The organism is Collinsella aerofaciens (assembly GCF_005844325.1).
Taxonomy (GTDB): domain Bacteria; phylum Actinomycetota; class Coriobacteriia; order Coriobacteriales; family Coriobacteriaceae; genus Collinsella; species Collinsella aerofaciens_G.
In genome coordinates this window covers 20352-38515 of record NZ_SPFY01000006.1, presented here as the reverse complement: position 1 = coordinate 38515, position 18164 = coordinate 20352, and the positions used below count along the sequence as shown (strand labels likewise).

Below are 18164 nucleotides of genomic sequence, written 5' to 3'. Positions count from 1 at the left end.
CTTATGCCTCCTTAATGGGTGCCAGCGCCTGAGCCAGATCGGCAGACGTCAGCGGTCGCAGGGACACCTCAAAGCTGAAGCTCTCAAAACGGGTGCGATAGGAATCGAGCACCTCGGAACCCCAAGAGTTCGAGCCAAGGCCGAGCAGCTGGTCGTTGATGTTGACCGTAACCGTGTCGTCCGGGACAAGATCGTAGACATGCTTGGCATTATCGATAGCCTCGCAGCTATAGGGCCATGCGGAGAACGAGAACGGATTGGAAGCGGCGTCGCTCGGACGCGTCACGACCAGACCGTCACCGTGGCTGGAGCGCAGGGCGACCCAGCGGGTACCCTCGCGGTTGGCGCAGTCCTGGGGCATAACGTAGGGCGTGAACATGTCGTCGACCGTAGTGCGGTAATGACCGACCGGGTTGGCGCGCAGCGAGTCCGGATAGTTCTCGCCCGGGCCGTGGCCATACCACTCGACGGCACGATCACAACCGGGAACCTCGAAGGAGATGCCGATGCGCGGGATAATGTCCGAATAGTCGCCGTAGGGCTCGCCGGAAACCTTGAGGTCGACGCGGCCACTCGGAAGCACGGTATAGACGAGCTCGACGCGCATGCCGAACGCGCGGACGGGAGGAGCGATACGCTGGCTCACGGTAACGACAACCGCATTGTCATCCCGCTTCCAAGAAACATTGCGGGTAGACGTCTGCATCACATCGATGAAGTTATCCTTCCACAGGGAGTCGTACTCCTGGGCGTGGTTATCGACGAGCGGATGCCAAAAACCAACCTGGGGACCGGAGGTCATGACGTCGCGACCGGATGCCTTCCACTCGCTCACGGTACCGTTGACCTTGCTGAAGGTCAGCTCGCCGTTGAGGGAGCGAATACGAATCTCCTGCTCGGTCTCCTCGACCGTAAGCTCAGGACGAGTGGGGGCGGCAATTGCCGGCGCCGGATGGTTTGCGATGGCAAACTGGCTTGCACCCAGTTGGAACATCGGCTCGCACCAGGCGTGAGCCGCCATGGTGTAGGCGTGCACGGTCAGCAGGGTCTCGCCCACTGCGGCCTCGCGAATCACCAGCGGAAGCTGGACGGACTCGCCGGGGGCAACCGCACCGGGCATGAGCGTCTTGCGGCAGACCACGTCGCCGTCCACCAGGGTCTCCGCCGACAGGCAGACATCCTCGAGGGTGGTAAACCAACGCTTGTTGGTGACGGTCAGCTCGCCTGCCTCGGCATCGTAGGCCATACGAACCGGGCAGATGACCTGGCCGTACTCGGTAAGGCCCGGGCTCGGCTGCTGCCAGGGGAACACCATGCCGTCGATGCAGAAGTTGCTGTTGTTGGGGTAGTCGCCGTTGTCGCCGCCATACATGTCGTAGGCAACGCCGTCCTCGGTCACAGCAGCCAGACCGTGGTCGCACCATTCCCAAATAAACTGGCCCTGGATGCAATCCCAGCGATCAAAGACCTCCTGGTACTCGGACAGGCCCCCGGGACCGTTGCCCATGGAGTGACCGTACTCGCAGTTGATGCGCGGCTTGGGGAACGGATGCTCGCCAAAGTCGTTCATCTGCGAAACACGGGAGTACATCGTGGAAATGACATCAACGGTATCGGCGTTGCGGTCCTCCTCGTAATGGACCGGACGACCATCGAGCTCGTGAGCCTTGGCATACATTGCACGGATGTTGCAGCCATAGCCGCTCTCGTTGCCCATCGACCACATAATGATGCAGGCGTGGTTGCGCTCCTGCATCACCAGGCGCTCAATACGGTCGACGTAGGCCGGCTCCCATGCCGGGTCGTCGGTGACCAGGGCGATATTGCCGATATTCTCGAAGCCGTGGCTCTCCATATCGGTCTCGGCGACCAGCATGATGCCATACTCATCGCACAGCTCGTAGAAGCGCGGGTCGTTGGCGTAGTGGGACGTGCGCACCGCGTTGATGTTGTGCTGCTTCATGAGCTCCAGGTCGCGGCGCATGCGATCGAGGCCCACGGCGCGGCCCTTGTGATCGTCGTGATCGTGGCGGTTGACGCCATGCATCTTAAAGTAAGTGCCGTTGAGGTAGATATGATTGCCCTCGACCGTCACCTCGGCAAGACCCTGGCGATGCGGAACGTACTCGCTGACCTCGTCACCGTCGTAGACCTCAAACGTAAGGTCATAGAGGAAGGGGTCCTCGGGGTTCCAGAAGTGGGCATCGGTCACGCTGCACTCGGCATGGCCGTCGATGCACTCACCCGTAGCCACCACGTTCTCGCCATCGCTGAGCGTATACACGACGCGGGTAGCGTCCTCGGCCACCGTATCGAGCGTAATCAGAGCGGTATCGCCCTCGCGGTGCGTGCGGAACCTAAAGTCGACCAGGTGCGCGGCGGGGCGCTGCATAAGGTACACATCGCGGAAGATGCCCGAGGCCCACCACATATCCTGGTCCTCGATGTAGCTACCATCGCTGTACTGCAGAACCTTGACCGCAAACAGGTTGTCACCCTCGACGAGCGCGTCGGTCACGTCGAACTCGGCGGACAGGCGCGAGCCCTTGGTCATGCCGATAAACTGGCCGTTGACGTACAGCTCGCCATAGCTCTCGATGCCGTCAAAGCGAATGATCTCGCGAGCGCCGGCAGGAACGGCGGGAAGGTTGACGATGCGCTGGTAGACGCCCGTGGGGTCGTCGGAGGGAACGAACGGCTGGTCCACCGGGAACGGGAAACCCTCGTCGGTGTAGGCAAGGTTGCCATAGCCGTCCACCTGCCACAGGTGCGGAACCTCCACGTGATCCCACTCGGGCTTGTACGTGGAGAGTTCCTCGTTGGAGACGGCAGCGGGGCCCTCAAAGAGGCGGAACTGCCACGAGCCGGACAGCTGGACAAACCCGCGCGACAGCTCACGGCTGTACGTTGCAGCGAGATCGGCGGTCTCGTAGCCCATAAAGTACGCATGGGGTGCCAGGCGGTTCCTGTGGGTGAGCGCTTGGTTTTCCCAATCGTTAATGGCGTCCATGGTGATGCTCCTTCGTCATCGTAGTGATTCTTGTGCAACCGGTTGTCCTTATCTTACGGGCGATGCAAAAAGCTGTGCAACCGGTTGTCCGCTGAACGGTCGATTTGACCGGGTTAACGGTGCAACCGGTTGTACAACCGCGGCACTTATGTCACCCTGAGTATCGAAACTCGGCGCAAGACATCGTTCTCAAGCTCGTAGGCAACCGCCACGCCCGCTAATATCTCACCCACACGAGACGTATTCGATTTCGGCTTGGTTGCAAAACGACACCGGTCACCGGATATCATGAACGCTGTTCAGGCGCACTATAGTAAGCTGTATCCGCACTAGCCCGTATCAGTGACAACATCGACCGCATTTTCCAGGAGACGCCATGACCCAACCAGTTCGCACCGCACCTACGCTTGCCGAGGTTGCCGCAGCTGCCGGCGTGTCGCGCTCCACGGCATCGCGCGCCCTCAACGATTCGCCCCGCATTAGCGAGGAAACCAAAAAGCGCGTCCGCGCGGCGGCCAAGGAAGTCAATTTTGTCCCCAACGCTCGTGGCCGAGCGCTCGCTGTCGGGCGCACGGAAATCATCGCCGTGCTCGTGACCGAGCCCCTGAGTGAACTCTTCAGCGACCCCACCTATAGCGAGTTTTTGAGCGGCATTACCGAGGAGCTGTCGGAGTCGTCCTATCTGCCCGTTATCTTGCAGGCGTCTTCTACGCATGAGCGCAACCGCGCACGCGAGCACTTTGAGCGCCGCTCGTTCGACGCCGTGATCGATGTCTCCCCCTACAAGGGCAGCGAGCTGCTCGAGGTGCTGCGCGAGCTGGGCGTACCCACCGTGTTGTGCGGCCAGCTCGAGGGTCATCCCTATCGCGATGTGTTCTCGACGGTCTACTCTGACGACGAAGAGGGCGGACGCTTTGCAGCGCTCGCTATGAAAGAGCGCGGGCGTAAGGATATCGTCGCCGTGTTGGGACCGCAAGACAACCTCGCTGTTGTCGACCGCCTGCGCGGCTACCGCGCCGTCTTGTGCGAAGACCTCCCAGACGCAAACGTTATCTATACCGGCTGGAACAGCGGAGACGGCTATCAGGCCATGCACCAGATTCTCGCGCGCGAGATTGCTTTCGATGGCGTGCTCTGCGGATCGGACCGTATCGCGGCTGGCGTCATCACCGCACTCAACGAGGCAGGCCTATCCGTTCCGGCGGACGTTTCTGTCGTCGGCTTCGACGATCACGAGATTGCGACGCGCTGCGTCCCCGCGCTCACGACCGTCCGCCAGCCCCTGCGCGAAGAAGGCCACATGGCCGCCAACATTGCGCTCGATATGATCAAGGGTGCCGAGCCCACCACCTCCGTGATGCACATGCAGCTAATCCAGAGAGACTCGCTATAAGATATTGGGGCAGGCTTTCCGCCAGACAGTTGTTGCGGAAAGCCTGCCCCGTTTTGAGCGCTCATTCTGGGGCACAGTTTCCGTTAGACAGCTCAACCGGAAACTGTGCCCCATTATTTTGCCAAATTCTGGGTCGCGCTTTCCCAGAGGACCCCCTTTGGGAAAGCGCGACCCGTTCTGGACCCAGATTCCGGGACGCACTTTCCGCGACGCCCGGTCACCCCATGCCCTCACAATCTCGGCGTATAAAAAACGAGGGAAGGCACGCGTCCTTCCCTCGTTGCGGGCAATATGTAGCCGCTCGCCTACATCAAGCGCAGGCTGACGTCCTTGAGCTGGGCGCCGGAAACGGCACTCGGAGCACCCGACATAAGGTCGGAGCCACTGGCCGTCTTGGGGAACGCCATGACATCGCGGATGGAGTCGGAACCGGTGAGCAGCATGCACGCGCGGTCCAGACCCAGAGCGAAACCGCCCATCGGGGGCGCACCAAACTTGAGGGCCTCCATGAGGAAGCCAAACTGAGACTCGGCGCGCTCCTCGGTAAAGCCCAGGAGCTTGAGCATGGACATCTGCATCTCGGCGTTGTGGATACGCATACCGCCGCCGCCGGCCTCAAAGCCGTCCATGACAAAGTCGTAGGTGCACGAACCGGCTGCCAGCGGATCGGCCTCGATCTTGGCGATGTCGGTCTCGGTCGGCAGGGTAAAGGGCTGATGCTCGGCAGCATAGGCCTTGCGATCCTCGTCCCAATGGAACAGCGGGAAGTTGACGACCCACAGGAAGTCGTGACCCTCGCGCTTGATCTCGAGCGCATTGGCCATGTGCGAACGCATACCGCCCAGGATCTCATCAGAAAGCAGGCGCGGGCCGGCGGCGAACATCACAAGGTCGCCGGGCTCGACGTCCATGCGCTCGCGCAGAGCCGCCATCTCCTCGTCCGAGAAGAACTTGACGATGGGGCTGTTGATGGAACCGTCCTCGCGGAAGGCGATCCAGGCCAGGCCCTTGGCGCCAAACGTGGAGGCCACGCCGGCGAGCTTATCGATCTTGGCACGCGCCCAGGCACCGGCGCCCTTGGCGTTGATGGCCTTGACGACAGAGCCCTCCTCGTTCGCAGCGGTCGCGAAGACCTTGAACTTGGAGTTGGCAAAGATGTCGGTCAGGTCGACCAGGTGCATGCCGTAGCGGGTATCGGGCTTGTCGGAGCCATAGGTGTCCATGGCCTCCCAGTAGTTCATGCGACGCAGCGGCGTGGGCATCTCGACACCCATGCGACCGAAGGCATCGGCAAGAACCTCCTCGAGCGCGCTCATGACATCGTTCTGGTCCACGAAGGACATCTCGATATCGACCTGGGTGAACTCGGGCTGACGGTCGGCGCGCAGGTCCTCGTCGCGGAAGCACTTGGCAACCTGGTAGTAGCGCTCGACGCCACCGACCATGAGCAGCTGCTTCAGGAGCTGCGGGGACTGCGGCAGGGCGTAGAAGTTACCCGGCTGAATACGGCTGGGAACGATGAAGTCGCGAGCGCCCTCGGGCGTGGACTTGAACAGGGAGGGCGTCTCGACCTCCATGAACTCACGGTTGTGCAGCGCCTCGCGAATGGCAAAGGTAAAGTCGGAGCGCAGCTTGAGGTTGGCCATCATCTCGGGACGACGGAGGTCCAGATAGCGATAGCGCAGGCGGGTGTCCTCGCTCGTCTCGATGCCGTCCTCGATCTGGAACGGCGGGGTGACGGACGTGTTGAGCACCTCGGCGTGGTCGGTCAGGACCTCGATCTCGCCGGTCGCGAGCTTGGTGTTGGTGGTCTCCTCGCCACGGGCGCGCACGACGCCGTGGATCTTGATGGGCCACTCGGGACGCATGGTCTCGGCGATCTTAAAGGCATCGCCATCGGAGTGCTCGGGGTCGAAGGTGAGCTGCGTGATGCCCTCGCGGTCGCGAAGGTCGCAGAAGATAAGGCCGCCGTGGTCGCGGCGACGGCTCACCCAACCGGTGAGGGTGACCTCTTCGCCCACGTTCTCGAAGCGAAGCTCGCCGCAGGTACGGGTGTGCATGGAATGCTCATCGATGGGACGGGTCTGGCTCATACCAGTGATCCTCCTTTATGGATCTGTGCCGCCCCGTGTCGTTCCGGGCGGCGTCGTACAGATTTGCCCAGCCTGCGTAAACCGCGCAGCCGGACATGGCGTTCTATCTTATCGCACCCGCGTCGATGTACCACGAAAAAGTAGCTCTTGCCCAAAGACTTGACGGAGACGAAACAATTGACGCACCGCGGCACCCGCCCGCGCTATTCACGTGCGACAATATGCCCCAATAAAACAGCACTTGGAAAGGCCCGTCATGACTGCACGCCTCATTGTTATGGATATCGACTCCACGCTCATCAACCAGGAGGTCATCGACCTGTTGGGCGAGGAGGCCGGCGTGGGCGAGCAAGTTGCGCAAATCACCGAGCGCGCTATGCGCGGCGAGCTGGACTTTAAGCAGGCGCTCGAGGAGCGCGTGGGGCTGCTTGCCGGCTTGGACGAGAGTGTGTTCGAGCGCACCTTTGAGCGCGTGACGTTTACCCCCGGCGCGCTGGAGCTTGTGCGCTCGGCGCACAGCAAAGGCTGGAAGGTCGGCGTGGTAAGCGGCGGCTTTCACGAGGTCGCTGACAAGATCGTGGCCGCCGCGGGCATCGATTTTTGCCTGGCCAACCGTCTGGAAGTCGTGGACGGCAAGCTCACCGGCAAGCTGGCGGCAGACATTGTGACCAAGGAGTCCAAGCTCATCCAGCTGCTGGATTGGGCGGTTGAGTGCGGTGTCGACATGGCCCACACCGTCGCGATCGGTGACGGCGCCAACGACATCCCCATGATTCAGGCCGCGGGCACGGGCATCGCGTTTTGCGCCAAGCCCAAGACGCGCGAAGCCGCCCCGTTTGCCATCGATGAGCGCAACCTGATGCTCGCCATGGACATCATCCTGCGCGACTAGTCGATCTTTCTAACAAGAGAATCAGTCTGTCCTATAGTTTCCGAACAATTTTGTCTTAGTGTTCGGAAACATACCCTTTGAGTGCTAGACTTTGCGCCGTCGAAGGGAACATATATGGATAAGCGAGATCTTGAGCAATTGCTGAGCGATGTTGCCGACGGAGTAGTCACCCCGGCAGTCGCCCTCACGCGCCTCCAGACGGCGCCAACCGCCGATCTGGGTTTTGCGCAGCTCGATCTTTCGCGCGGGGTGCGCCAGGGAGCCGGCGAGGTTGTCTACGGCGCCGGTAAAACCGCCGAGCAGATTGCCGCCATTATCAAAGCATTACTCAATGCCGGCCAGGTGCGCATCCTGGTCACGCGCCTGGACGCCGAAAAGGCAGCCCGCGCCTCGAAGCTCCTCGGCAACGGCATCGACCTGGGATATGTCCCAGACGCACAGCTCGCCCTCGTGGGCGGCAAGCCCTCCCCTACCGGCAACGGACGCATCGTTGTCGCCTGCGCCGGTACGAGCGACCTGCCCGTCGCCGAGGAAGCCGCGTTGACGGCCGAATTCTATGGCAACGAGGTCGACCGCCTCTACGACGTAGGTGTCGCAGGCCTGCACCGCCTGCTCGCGCATGCCGAGGAACTTGCCCAGGCGCAGGTGGTCATCGCCATCGCCGGCATGGAGGGCGCCCTGGCGAGCGTTATCGGCGGTCTGGTGAGCTGTCCGGTCATCGCCGTTCCCACCAGCGTGGGCTACGGCGCAAATTTTGGAGGCGTAGCCGCGCTGCTCGCCATGCTCAACTCCTGCGCCAGCGGCGTATCGGTCGTCAATATCGATAACGGCTTTGGTGCCGCCTACCAGGCAAGTCTTATCAATCATCTGAGCGCCGGCACATCCTGCGCCCGTTAAGGAGCATTCCATGTCCAACCATCAGCACACGCTTATCATCGACGGCACTTCGGGCATCAGCGGCGATATGACCGTCGCGGCCCTGCTCGACCTGGGCGCCAGCGAGGAGCACCTGCGCGAACAGCTCGCCACGCTGCCGGTCGACGGCTTTTCGATCGCTGTAACGCGCGTAAACAAGCATGGCATCGACGCCTGCGACTTTGACGTTCAGTTGGCAGAGGGGCTCGAGAACCACGACCACGACATGGCCTGGCTCTACGGCAACGAAGCAGCTGCCGAGCACGCACATGAGCACGAACACCATCATCATGACCATGACGAGCACGAACACGAGCACACGCATGAGCATGAGGCCCACGGCCATGGCCACGAGGGCCATCATCACGCCCACCACCATCACCACCGCTCTTTGGCGGACGTCACCGCCATCATCGACGGTTCACAGCTAAGCGATGGCGCCAAGCGTCGCGCCCTCGCCATTTTTTCCGCACTCGCCGCTGCCGAGGCAAAGGCTCACGGCAAAACGCCCGACACCGTCATGTTCCACGAGGTGGGCGCCGTCGACTCCATCGTCGACGTCTGCTCTGTCGCCATCTGCCTCGACGACCTGGGTATTGAGGACATCGTAGTCGAGTCGCTCTCCGAGGGCCACGGCACCATCCGCTGCGCCCACGGCCTCATGCCCATTCCCGTCCCCGCTGTCGTCAACCTGTGTCAGGCGGGCAATATCGCCCTCACGCCTGCACCGGTCGCCGGCGAGCTCGTGACGCCCACGGGCGCCGCCATCGTCGCCGCGCTGCGCACGTCCGAGCACCTGCCGGCCCGCTACCGCATCGAGGCCGTCGGCTACGGCGCCGGTAAGCGCCCCTACGAGGGTTGCTCCGGTACGCTCCGCTGCCTGCTCGTTGACGCGGACGCATAACCATGGATGCCCGCAAGGCAAAAAGCCGTGCCGCCATCGTTGCGGCGTTTTCCGAGCTCCTTCGCGAGGAGGACTACGGCAAGATCACCGTCGGCGACATCATTGCTCGCGCCCATGTGGGTCGGGCCACGTTCTACGGCCTCTTCAAGAGCAAAGATGACCTGCTCGCTGAGCTCGTGCGCGACATCTGCACCCATGCCCTCGACGATGACGGTACGCCCCTCGATGACCCGCTCGTACAGGTCGAGCATATCCTCAACAACCTCTGGGAGCGCCGCCAGGGCGTTCGAGCCCTCGTAGCCGGCGCCGGCTCACGCGTCTTCGCCGACTGCCTCCGCAAGACCATCATGTCGCGCGCAGCCGAAACCGTCCCTACCGACCCAAACGGCCCCGCCGCCACCATGGACCGAAGCTTCCTACTACACCACATAGCCTCAAGCTTCGTAGGAATGGTCCAATGGTGGGCCTGGCACAACTTCCAAGCCCCAAAAGAGGACGTAGCCAAAGACTACCTCTCAGCCATAAAACCCCTCTTCAACTAAGTAAGAACCTCATCCCAAAGCATCGCCCCAACCCAGGCCGCCACGCATCCCAAAGCGTCACTCGCACTTCAACGCCCCTACCAGCAACAAGCCCCTCCCATCCAAATTCAGATATATATGTCGGGTTGCTTGTTCCAACGCGACTAAGATCCCGCAGCTGTCCGCATGGGGTAACTTCCCAGCGCATTCCGCAGGACGAAAGAACCCCCGCCGCACGAAGTGCGCAGCGGGGGTTCTTTCATGTCCGAGGACGCGCTGGGAAGTTACCCCATGCGGACAGCGGACAACTATGTAGCCTTGGACTAGAACATGCCCAAGAAACCGTGCACAAACAGTGCAGCCAGAGCGGCACCGACAAACGGAGCGATGCCAGGAACGAGCAGGCCGTACTTCCAGTTGTTGTCAGCCTTGTTCTTGATCGGCAGCACCTGATAGGCCATGCGAGGACCAAGGTCGCGAGCCTGGTTCATGGCGAAGCCGGTGATGCCGCCCATGCCCATGCCAACGGCCCAAACGATCAGGCCGACGCAGATGGCGAGCATCAGAACGTTCTCGCCGGCGCGGCTAGCGGCAGCGAGGATGGCGCTGATGAACACAAAGGTGCAGATAGCCTCGCAGAAGAAGTTACGGGCGTAGTTCGTACCCTCGGTGGTGGGGTTGGTCGAGAAGATGTTGCGCTGGGCAATGGGGTCGACGACGCCATCGGAAGCCTTGAACTCATCGGCATACATCAACCACGCAATCACGGCGCCCGCAAAGCCGCCGAGCATATCGGCAATCATGAAGGGAATGCAGCTGCTCCACGGCACCAGGCCTACGATGCACTGGGCAAGCACCATGGCGGGGTTCATGCACACGGCGCCGCCAAAGATAAACAGAGCGACCGAGATGCCAAAAGACCAGGTGGTGATGGCAAACATGTGGCCGGAGCCCTGATACTTGGTGCCCTTAAGCACGGTATCGCAGTGTACGCCCACGCCAAAGATGATCATGAGGGCCGTTGCGCCGAATTCGCAGAGGAGTTTGGTAAGCATAAAACCTTATCTTTCTTGTCGGTTATAAACGATTCGTTTGGGCCGTGCACTAGTGCTGCGCGACGACAACGCCCAGGCCATCGGGAATGACGGCAACCTTGGCATCGGCACCCTTCATCTCAAAGGCGAGCTTGAGCGCCTCCTCGATAGTGTTGACCGGCGTCATGTGCATATCCTTGAGCATCTGGTGATCGCACAGGTCGGTGACCATAATCACAGGGTGATGCGCCAGGATGCGGGCGAAAATCTGGCTCGTCCACTGGTCGGGCAGGGTCTCGTCCTTAGGACGGTCGATGCAGGCGCGCTCAAACTCCGCCGGATCGTTGTCGGCGATGTTGTGATAGAAGCCTTCGCCACCGTGACCGTCGGCGCAACCGGCGACATCAATAATCACGCCGCCCTCGGGAAGCGTGGCCTCGGCAGAGCACATGCCCTTCACGGCCTGGTAGATGTTCTGGTCGAGCGGGTAGCCGCCGTTGGTGGTGATGGCAATCTCGCACTCAACGGGCTCAACGCCGGCAAGGCTCTTCACGAACTCGCAGCCAGCCTCGTGCGCCTTGTGGATATCGCCGGCAAAGGAGCCGATGACCTCGTGCTTGCCGTTGAGCACCACGTTAAGCACAAAGGCAAGGTGAGCCATCTCGGCAGCGGCAAACATGTCCTCGCTCACGTGGTTGTGGCACAGGTTGCCGGCACGCGAATGGGAATCGTTCACAAACTGACCGTTATGGTTGTACATGATGGTCTTATAGCTGGCAATGCCGGGCAGCACGGACTTGCGGCTGCCAGAGAAGCCAGCAAAGAAGTGCGGCTCAATAAAGCCCTCGGCAAGCAGCAGATCGCAATCGGCCGCAATCTTGTTGATGATGCACTCGCCGCCAGAAGGCAGGGTGCCGATCTTTTTCATCATGCTGTCGTCAGTCGCGACGTGCATAACGATTTCCTCGTTGGCAACGATCTCCTCGCCGTACTTGTTGACGAGCTCCTCGTGCGTCGACGGACGGTGCATACCCGTAGCAACCAGAATGCGCACGCGAGCCTCGGGCGCAGCGGAATGGATGTGATGCAGCAGAATAGGCATCGTCACACGCGAGGGGACGGGACGCGTATGATCGGAGCTAATAATGACAATATCCTTCTTGCCAGCACAAAGCTCCTCGAGCGAAGGTGAGCCGTAAGGGTTGGCAAGCGACTCTTCTACCAGCTCTTCCTGCGATTTTGTAGTCTTAAACTCGTTTTGATGACCTTCCATCACACCCACGAAGTTCTTATCCTCGAGCTCTAGATGCAACGTCTTGTGGTCAAACGGTAGTTCACATTCAAACAATGACGAGCGCCCTCTTCCTTTCAACTGACACACTAGATAAACCGTTGGAAGGATACGCCGCTCACCGAAAAACACCACCGTCCACCGAGTCATTAACACAACGTTCATATTTGACCCACAACAAAACGGCCGCGATCCCAAACGGAACCGCAGCCGCCTGTAAAAGACACTATGGGCAGGATGGTCAACGCAATGCCGAGACGAACGTTCACCCCGATGGCATGCGCGCGTAAGTCATCTTGTATAAATACGTCAACTAATTGCATAAAATGGCGCATGGATTTCTAGCCGTAACAGGGTAGTACCCTCCGGAGCGTGCATTTTTGCGAGTATTCAGCATCGCGGGATAAGATTTTGGTGTCAAAAGTCTTTCAAAAGGTAGATAGTCCTCATGACTCGTCCCATCTGGATAGCATGCGGCGAGAAACCAGCCATATACGGGCATCGCCAAGGCCCAATTGTCGTGCAAAAGCATCAACAAAGGTAGCGAAAGCCGGCTATGGCCTTATGCATCAATCTTTGGCTGCTGAAAACTCCGTTTTTTGCACGTCGCCCCAAGCACCACCCTCACCCAGCGGCTGATTCGCCAAAGGTCGGACATCGCAGGGCCCGCCATAGGTTTACTTTTAGGCACACTCCACAGGACGCAAGAAGCCCTCGCCGCACTCCACATTAGGCGCGAAGCGCACTTTATTTTCATCAGCTTTAATCCCTGAAAACCGAGGACGAAGGAACCCGATGGGTTTCCCCCTGAATGCATTCCGCAGCACGAAGCCCTTTCCAAACGCGCGAAGCGCGCCTTTATTTCCCCAGCAAGTAATCCACCGAAGACCGGACATCGTAGGGGCCGCCGTTTGTTTTCTTTCCGGCGCATTCCGCAGGACGCAAGAAGCCCTCGCCGCACGAAGTGCGCAGCGAGGGCTTCTTGCATGTCCGAGGACGCGCCGGAAAGAAAACAAACGGCGGCCCCGGACAATGACTACAGGGCTATCGATTACCCCGTGTTCTGCAGACCTGCCGAGACGCCGGTCACAGTCGAAAGAATCAGGCTCATGTACTCGGCCTTCTTCTCCTCGGCCATCTCGTCCTGATTCATGCGCACCTCGCGAAGGGCGCGGACCTGGGCGATGGACAGAGCGTCGACGTAGGGGTTACGCACGCGAACGGCGCAGCCGAGCACGCGGCGGCGCTGCAGCGGCCATTCGTCACCGACGATGGCAAGGACCCACTTACGCGTGAGCTGCATCTCGGTGAAGACCTTCTCGGACAGATCCTGGCGATCGCCCAGGTGCAGATACATCTTGGCGATGCGCTGGTCGGTCTTGGCGATCGACATCTCGATGTTGTCGATAAAGGTGCGGAAGAACGGCCACTCCTGGTAGGCAGCCTTAAGCTGGTCCAGATCGCCAAACTGCTCGCAGGCGGTACCCAGGCCGTACCAAGCAGCCAGATTGATGCGCGCCTGGCTCCAGCTGAAGATCCACGGAATGGTACGCAGGTCGTCGAGCGACTTTGCACCCAAGCCGCGCTTGGCGGGACGCGAGCCGATCGGCAGCAGACCGACCTCGGTCAGCGGCGTCACGGTCGAGAACCACGGTGTAAAGTCCTCGGTGTTCAGCAGGTCCAGATAGCGCTCGTGGCTTGCGGCGTTGAGCTTCTCGGCCATATCCCAGAACTTCTGCGTGGTCTCGGTGTTGGTCTTCTCGACACTCGGGGCCGACTGCAAAAGCGTTGCGGCGGCAACGGACTCAACATGGCGCTGAGCCAGCGTGCGGTTGCCGTAACGGGCAAAGATGACCTCGCCCTGCTCGGTGAGCTTAAAGAAGCAGTTGACCGAACCCTTGGGCTGAGCCAGCACGGCCTTGTTGGCCGGGCCGCCGCCACGGCCCACGGCACCGCCGCGACCGTGCATGAGCACCAAGTCGATATCGTTCTTCTCGGCCCACTTGGCAATGCGCTCCTGCGCGGAGTGCAGCGCGAGCATGGCCGTGGTAGGACCGGCATCCTTGGAGGAGTCGGAATAGCCCAGCATGACCTCCATGCGGCGGTTGGTCTGGGCAAGGCGCTTCTGCACCACGGGGAGCGTAAGCATCTGGTCGAGCACGTCGACGCAGCCCTCGAGGTCCTCGAGCTGCTCGAACAGCGGAATCACGTCGAGCTCGGGGACATCCTCCTCGTGCGCAAAGGACAGATGGGCAAGCTCAAAGACGTCGGCCACATGCTGGGCGCTCTTGGTAAACGAGATGATGTAGCGGTGCGCCATCTTCTTGCCGTAGCGCTTTTGGATGGAGCCGATAGCACGGAAGGTATCGATGACTTCGCGCGTCATGGGCTGCAGGTCGCCATGGATACCGTTCTCGTGGATATCCTTGAGGGCGCGGGCATGCACCACGGAGTGCTGACGGAACTCCATCTCGACCATATGGAAGCCGAAGGACTCGACTTGCCAGATGATGGTCTGGACCGGGCCGTAGGCGGCACGGACGGCACCGCAGGCGGCCAGCGAACGCTGGACGACGCGCAGGTCATCCAGGAACTCGTCGGCGCTGTGGTACATGGTGTCGGTGATACGGCGCACGGTGGCGTTCAGACGGTCGGCCATGACGAGCATGACGGCGCGATGCGGCTCGTGCTCGGAGATCAGCTCGGCGCGGGCCGTGTACCGAGGGCTCATCTCGACCTGATGGTTCCACAGGTTAATGAGCTCGGCCGACGGCTTGCTGTAGGTGGCCTCGAGCGTGAGGTTGCGGCCGATGTGGCGGCACTTGTCCTCGAGCTTGAGCACCATGTGCGTAAAGTACTTGGCGGCGACCTCACGGCTCACCTTGGCGGTGACGTTGGGGTTACCGTCGCGGTCGGAACCGATCCAGCTGCCGGGATGGAAGAACGCCGGGCACAGCGGCGGCACAGTACCGGCCTTGTCGCCCAGCACCCAATCGTCAAAACGACGATAGATAACGGGGATAACGTCGAACAGCGTGTTATCGAAGATGTCGATGATGGTATCGGCTTCCTCGACCGGCGTGGGCTTCTTGAGCGCGATGGGGCTCGTACGCACCAGGGCGTCGATCTCCTGCAGCATATGGCGCTCGTTCTCCACCAGGTCGGAGCCGCCCAGACGCGGACGCTCCTCCAGCAGGTTGGAGATACGGCGGATCTTGCCCTCGACGGCCTTACGACGGGCCTCGGTGGGATGTGCGGTAAAGACAGGGTGGAACTCGAGCTTGTCGAGCAGCTCGTTGGCACCCTCGACACCCAGCTCATTCACCAGCTGGTGATAGGCAACGGTAAGCTCGTTGGCAGGATCGACCTCGGTATCGGTCGACGCACCGGCCTCGCGCTCGCGCAGCTGCGCCACACGGTAGTTCTCCTCCGACAGGTTTGCCAGATGGAAAAAGCTCGTAAAGGCGCGAACGATGACCTGCTGCTTATCGAGCGGCAGGCTGTCGATCAAATCGACGACCTCACGAAATGCCACGGCAGTGGGCTCGTCGGCGGTGGGCACGCCCTGCTCGTCGACGGCTTCGTCGGCAGCGCAGGTACCGGGGTTGCCGGCATTGACCACAATCTCGGCTGTCAAAATCTTGTCGAACAGGTCCGCGATCTCGGGATCATACTCGCTAAGCACACGGCGCTCCAGGCGCAAGAACAGCGCCAGATTGTCGCGCAGCTCCTCGGGGATCTCGATCTCGGCGAGACGCTCCCTGGACTCGGCATTCGAGCCGATTCGGTTAACGAGGCGGTTGACCACGGCAGCGACGCGCGCCGCGGCTTCGGGTACAGACTGGTTGCTTAGGTTCTCAGCCACGTTTCCTCCCATTCCTCCTTCTATGCACGTAACATGCGGTATTCATTATAGGCGCTTGAGAAATACTTTCGACACTGATTGCGCTTTACCACACAAAAGTATTTTCTGCATTGCAAAGGTTTTTGCCCTAAATGGTCGTATTTCTCGGTGGGCGGCATACGTAAACGGGGGCATTCCGCATAAAAGCGAAACACCCCCGTAACAATCGCTCTCCATGAGCAGGGCACGTTAGCAGGCCCGAAGCTCAAAAAGATGCGCTACAGGCGCTCGCGAACCGCCTCGACGACGTTGTCCAGATCGGCGAGCACCTCGTCATGGCTCTGCATGTCGCGCACTTTGACCTTGCCGGCGGCAAGCTCGTCGCCACCCAGGACCAAGATGAGCTTGGCGCCTACCTTATCGGCTTGCTTAAACTGGGCCTTGAGCGAACGACCCTGATAGTCGGCCTCGGTCACGATACCTGCGGCGCGAAGCTCCTGCGTAATGGCAAAGACGTTCTGACGCAGCTCCTTGCCGGCGTTGGCGACATAGACGCACGGGGCCTCATCGGCACCCAAATCGCTGCCAAAGGCCTGCAGGGCCAGCAGGGCGCGCTCAAAACCGACAGCAAAGCCGACGCCCGCCGTGGGCTTGCCACCCTCGAGCTCGACCAGGCCATCGTAGCGGCCGCCGCCGCCGATGGAGCCGACGCCGGCGCCAGGGGCCTCGACCTCAAAGACAGTACGGGTGTAGTAGTCCAGGCCGCGCACCAAGGTGGGATCCTCGACATACTCGATACCGGCGGCATCCAGATAGCGCTTGACCTGCTCGTAGTGCTCGCGGCACTCATCGCACAGGTTGTCACCCATCAGCGGAGCCTCGGCCATGATCTCGCGGCAGTGGTCGTTCTTGCAGTCGAAGGCACGCAGCGGGTTGAGCTCGGCGCGCTCGCGGCACTCGTCACACATCTCGTCTGCGTGATCGAGGATGAACTGCTTGACCTGCTCGCGGTAAGCCGGACGGCACTGGGCGTCACCCATCGAGTTGATGAGCAGACGAAGCTTGGAAAGATCGAAGCCCAGGCGCTTGTAGAACTCCATGAGCATGATGATGCACTCGGCGTCTGCCGCCGGATCGGGAGCGCCGAGCCACTCGATGCCCACCTGGTGGAACTGGCGCAGGCGGCCCTTCTGGGGACGCTCGCCGCGGAACATGGCCTCGGCGTAGTAAGCCTTAAACGGCGTGGAGCCCTGGGGCACCAGATTGTTCTCGACGACGGCGCGCACCACGCCGGCCGTGCCCTCGGGGCGAAGTGCCAGGCGCTGCTTGGGCTTGAGTTTGGTGTCGGTGCCCTCGGTAAAGACGCGCTCCAGGTTGGCACCGCTGAACACGCGGAACATTTCCTTGCGCACGACGTCGGTCGACTGGCCGATACCGTGGACAAACACGTCAACCTGCTCGATCGCGGGCGTCTCGATGGGTTTAAAACCAAACGGCTCGAACACGCCGGCCGCAATCTGCTGCATCTTTTGCCAGGCGCGCATCTCGGCGCCGATAAGGTCGCGGGTTCCCTCCGCCTTCTGTGCCTGCATGGGCAAACACCTTTCTTTTGTATCGCGTCATAGGTAGTGGACATTATACGGCACAAAGCAGCAACGCGGCGGCGCGCCTGACCGAACGAGGGTATGGGGACTCGTTCGGCCAGACGCGCCGCCGCGGACGAAGCGGACAAGCGGCGATGCGCTTTGGCCTACCTACTCCCCCGCCACGCTCGCGCGCAGCTTGGCGGCGATGGGCTCGGATGCCAGCAGGAACACGAGCATGACCACGGAGCACGCCAGGCACACGATCCAGGTGCTCGCAAAGGAGCCCGAGACGGCAAAGAGCACATAGACCTGCCAAAGCTCACCCACAAAGCTCATGCCCGCGAGCACCGTCGAGGTGGCGATAACGGTAAGCGAGCCCAATACGCGGCCACTCACCTTATCGGCAACATGGCCGATAACGAGCGAACCCACGACACTCACCACGGTGGAGATGGCATTGGAGATGTTGTACTGCGCAAGGGAAATGCCCAGGTCGCTGACGATCAGCGGCTGGAACAGGCTCATGCAGTTGACGAAAATCGTGTAGCACGTGGCCATGATCACGAAGCCGGAGGTCACAACGAGCCAGCCGGGGAAGAACTTACGCTGCTGGGACATACTGCTCCTTATTTAACAAACGAATAGCCGGCGCCGGGCGCCGGTAGTGCCCAAGATTGCCTT

The 18164-nt window shown here is 61.0% G+C and carries 12 protein-coding genes; 5 read left to right on the top strand and 7 right to left on the bottom strand.

The features are described 5' to 3' along the window. Position 1 precedes the first annotated feature (1 nt). Positions 2-3010: a glycoside hydrolase family 2 TIM barrel-domain containing protein gene (locus FGQ61_RS03425; protein ID WP_138374578.1), complete on the bottom strand. Its 3009-nt coding sequence runs from the start codon at positions 3008-3010 to the stop codon at positions 2-4. A gap of 376 nt (positions 3011-3386) precedes the next feature. On the opposite strand from FGQ61_RS03425, the gene FGQ61_RS03420 reads away from it, so the two are divergent. After that, positions 3387-4403: a LacI family DNA-binding transcriptional regulator gene (locus FGQ61_RS03420; RefSeq protein ID WP_138374577.1), complete on the top strand. Its 1017-nt coding sequence runs from the start codon at positions 3387-3389 to the stop codon at positions 4401-4403. 305 nt (positions 4404-4708) lie between these two features. Here the strand turns inward: FGQ61_RS03420 and aspS are convergent, their stop codons facing one another. Beyond that, positions 4709-6496: an aspartate--tRNA ligase gene (gene aspS / locus FGQ61_RS03415; RefSeq protein ID WP_138374576.1), complete on the bottom strand. Its 1788-nt coding sequence runs from the start codon at positions 6494-6496 to the stop codon at positions 4709-4711. A 256-nt stretch (positions 6497-6752) separates the two neighbouring features. Between aspS and serB the strand changes: the two genes are divergently transcribed. The 4 genes from serB to FGQ61_RS03395 all read left to right on the top strand — a co-directional run bounded on the left by serB (position 6753) and on the right by FGQ61_RS03395 (position 9749). Then, positions 6753-7388: a phosphoserine phosphatase SerB gene (serB, locus tag FGQ61_RS03410; protein ID WP_117563673.1), complete on the top strand. Its 636-nt coding sequence runs from the start codon at positions 6753-6755 to the stop codon at positions 7386-7388. Positions 7389-7502: 114 nt separating this feature from the next. After that, on the top strand, positions 7503-8285 hold the full coding sequence (gene larB / locus FGQ61_RS03405; RefSeq protein ID WP_138374575.1) for a nickel pincer cofactor biosynthesis protein LarB: 783 nt from the start codon (positions 7503-7505) through the stop codon (positions 8283-8285). Positions 8286-8295: 10 nt separating this feature from the next. Continuing rightward, positions 8296-9207, top strand: a complete 912-nt coding sequence (gene larC / locus FGQ61_RS03400; RefSeq protein ID WP_138374574.1) for a nickel pincer cofactor biosynthesis protein LarC — start codon at positions 8296-8298, stop codon at positions 9205-9207. Between the two features lie 2 nt (positions 9208-9209). Continuing rightward, positions 9210-9749 (top strand): TetR/AcrR family transcriptional regulator, encoded by a 540-nt coding sequence (locus FGQ61_RS03395; protein ID WP_138374573.1) that lies wholly within the window; start codon positions 9210-9212, stop codon positions 9747-9749. Between the two features lie 302 nt (positions 9750-10051). Here the strand turns inward: FGQ61_RS03395 and larD are convergent, their stop codons facing one another. The 5 genes from larD to FGQ61_RS03370 form a co-directional block, all read right to left on the bottom strand. Further along, the gene (gene larD, locus FGQ61_RS03390; RefSeq protein WP_138374572.1) at positions 10052-10783 is read right to left on the bottom strand and encodes a D/L-lactic acid transporter LarD; all 732 of its coding nucleotides are present in this window, start codon (positions 10781-10783) and stop codon (positions 10052-10054) included. A gap of 49 nt (positions 10784-10832) precedes the next feature. Beyond that, positions 10833-12110, bottom strand: coding sequence for a nickel-dependent lactate racemase (larA, locus tag FGQ61_RS03385; protein ID WP_171021492.1), 1278 nt, complete (start codon positions 12108-12110; stop codon positions 10833-10835). A 994-nt stretch (positions 12111-13104) separates the two neighbouring features. Next, the gene (locus tag FGQ61_RS03380; protein WP_411160856.1) at positions 13105-15918 is read right to left on the bottom strand and encodes a phosphoenolpyruvate carboxylase; all 2814 of its coding nucleotides are present in this window, start codon (positions 15916-15918) and stop codon (positions 13105-13107) included. Positions 15919-16175: 257 nt separating this feature from the next. Next, positions 16176-17489, bottom strand: a complete 1314-nt coding sequence (hisS, locus tag FGQ61_RS03375) for a histidine--tRNA ligase (RefSeq protein WP_117640032.1) — start codon at positions 17487-17489, stop codon at positions 16176-16178. 162 nt (positions 17490-17651) lie between these two features. Beyond that, positions 17652-18101: a hypothetical protein gene (locus tag FGQ61_RS03370; RefSeq protein WP_175406112.1), complete on the bottom strand. Its 450-nt coding sequence runs from the start codon at positions 18099-18101 to the stop codon at positions 17652-17654. Positions 18102-18164 lie beyond the last annotated feature (63 nt).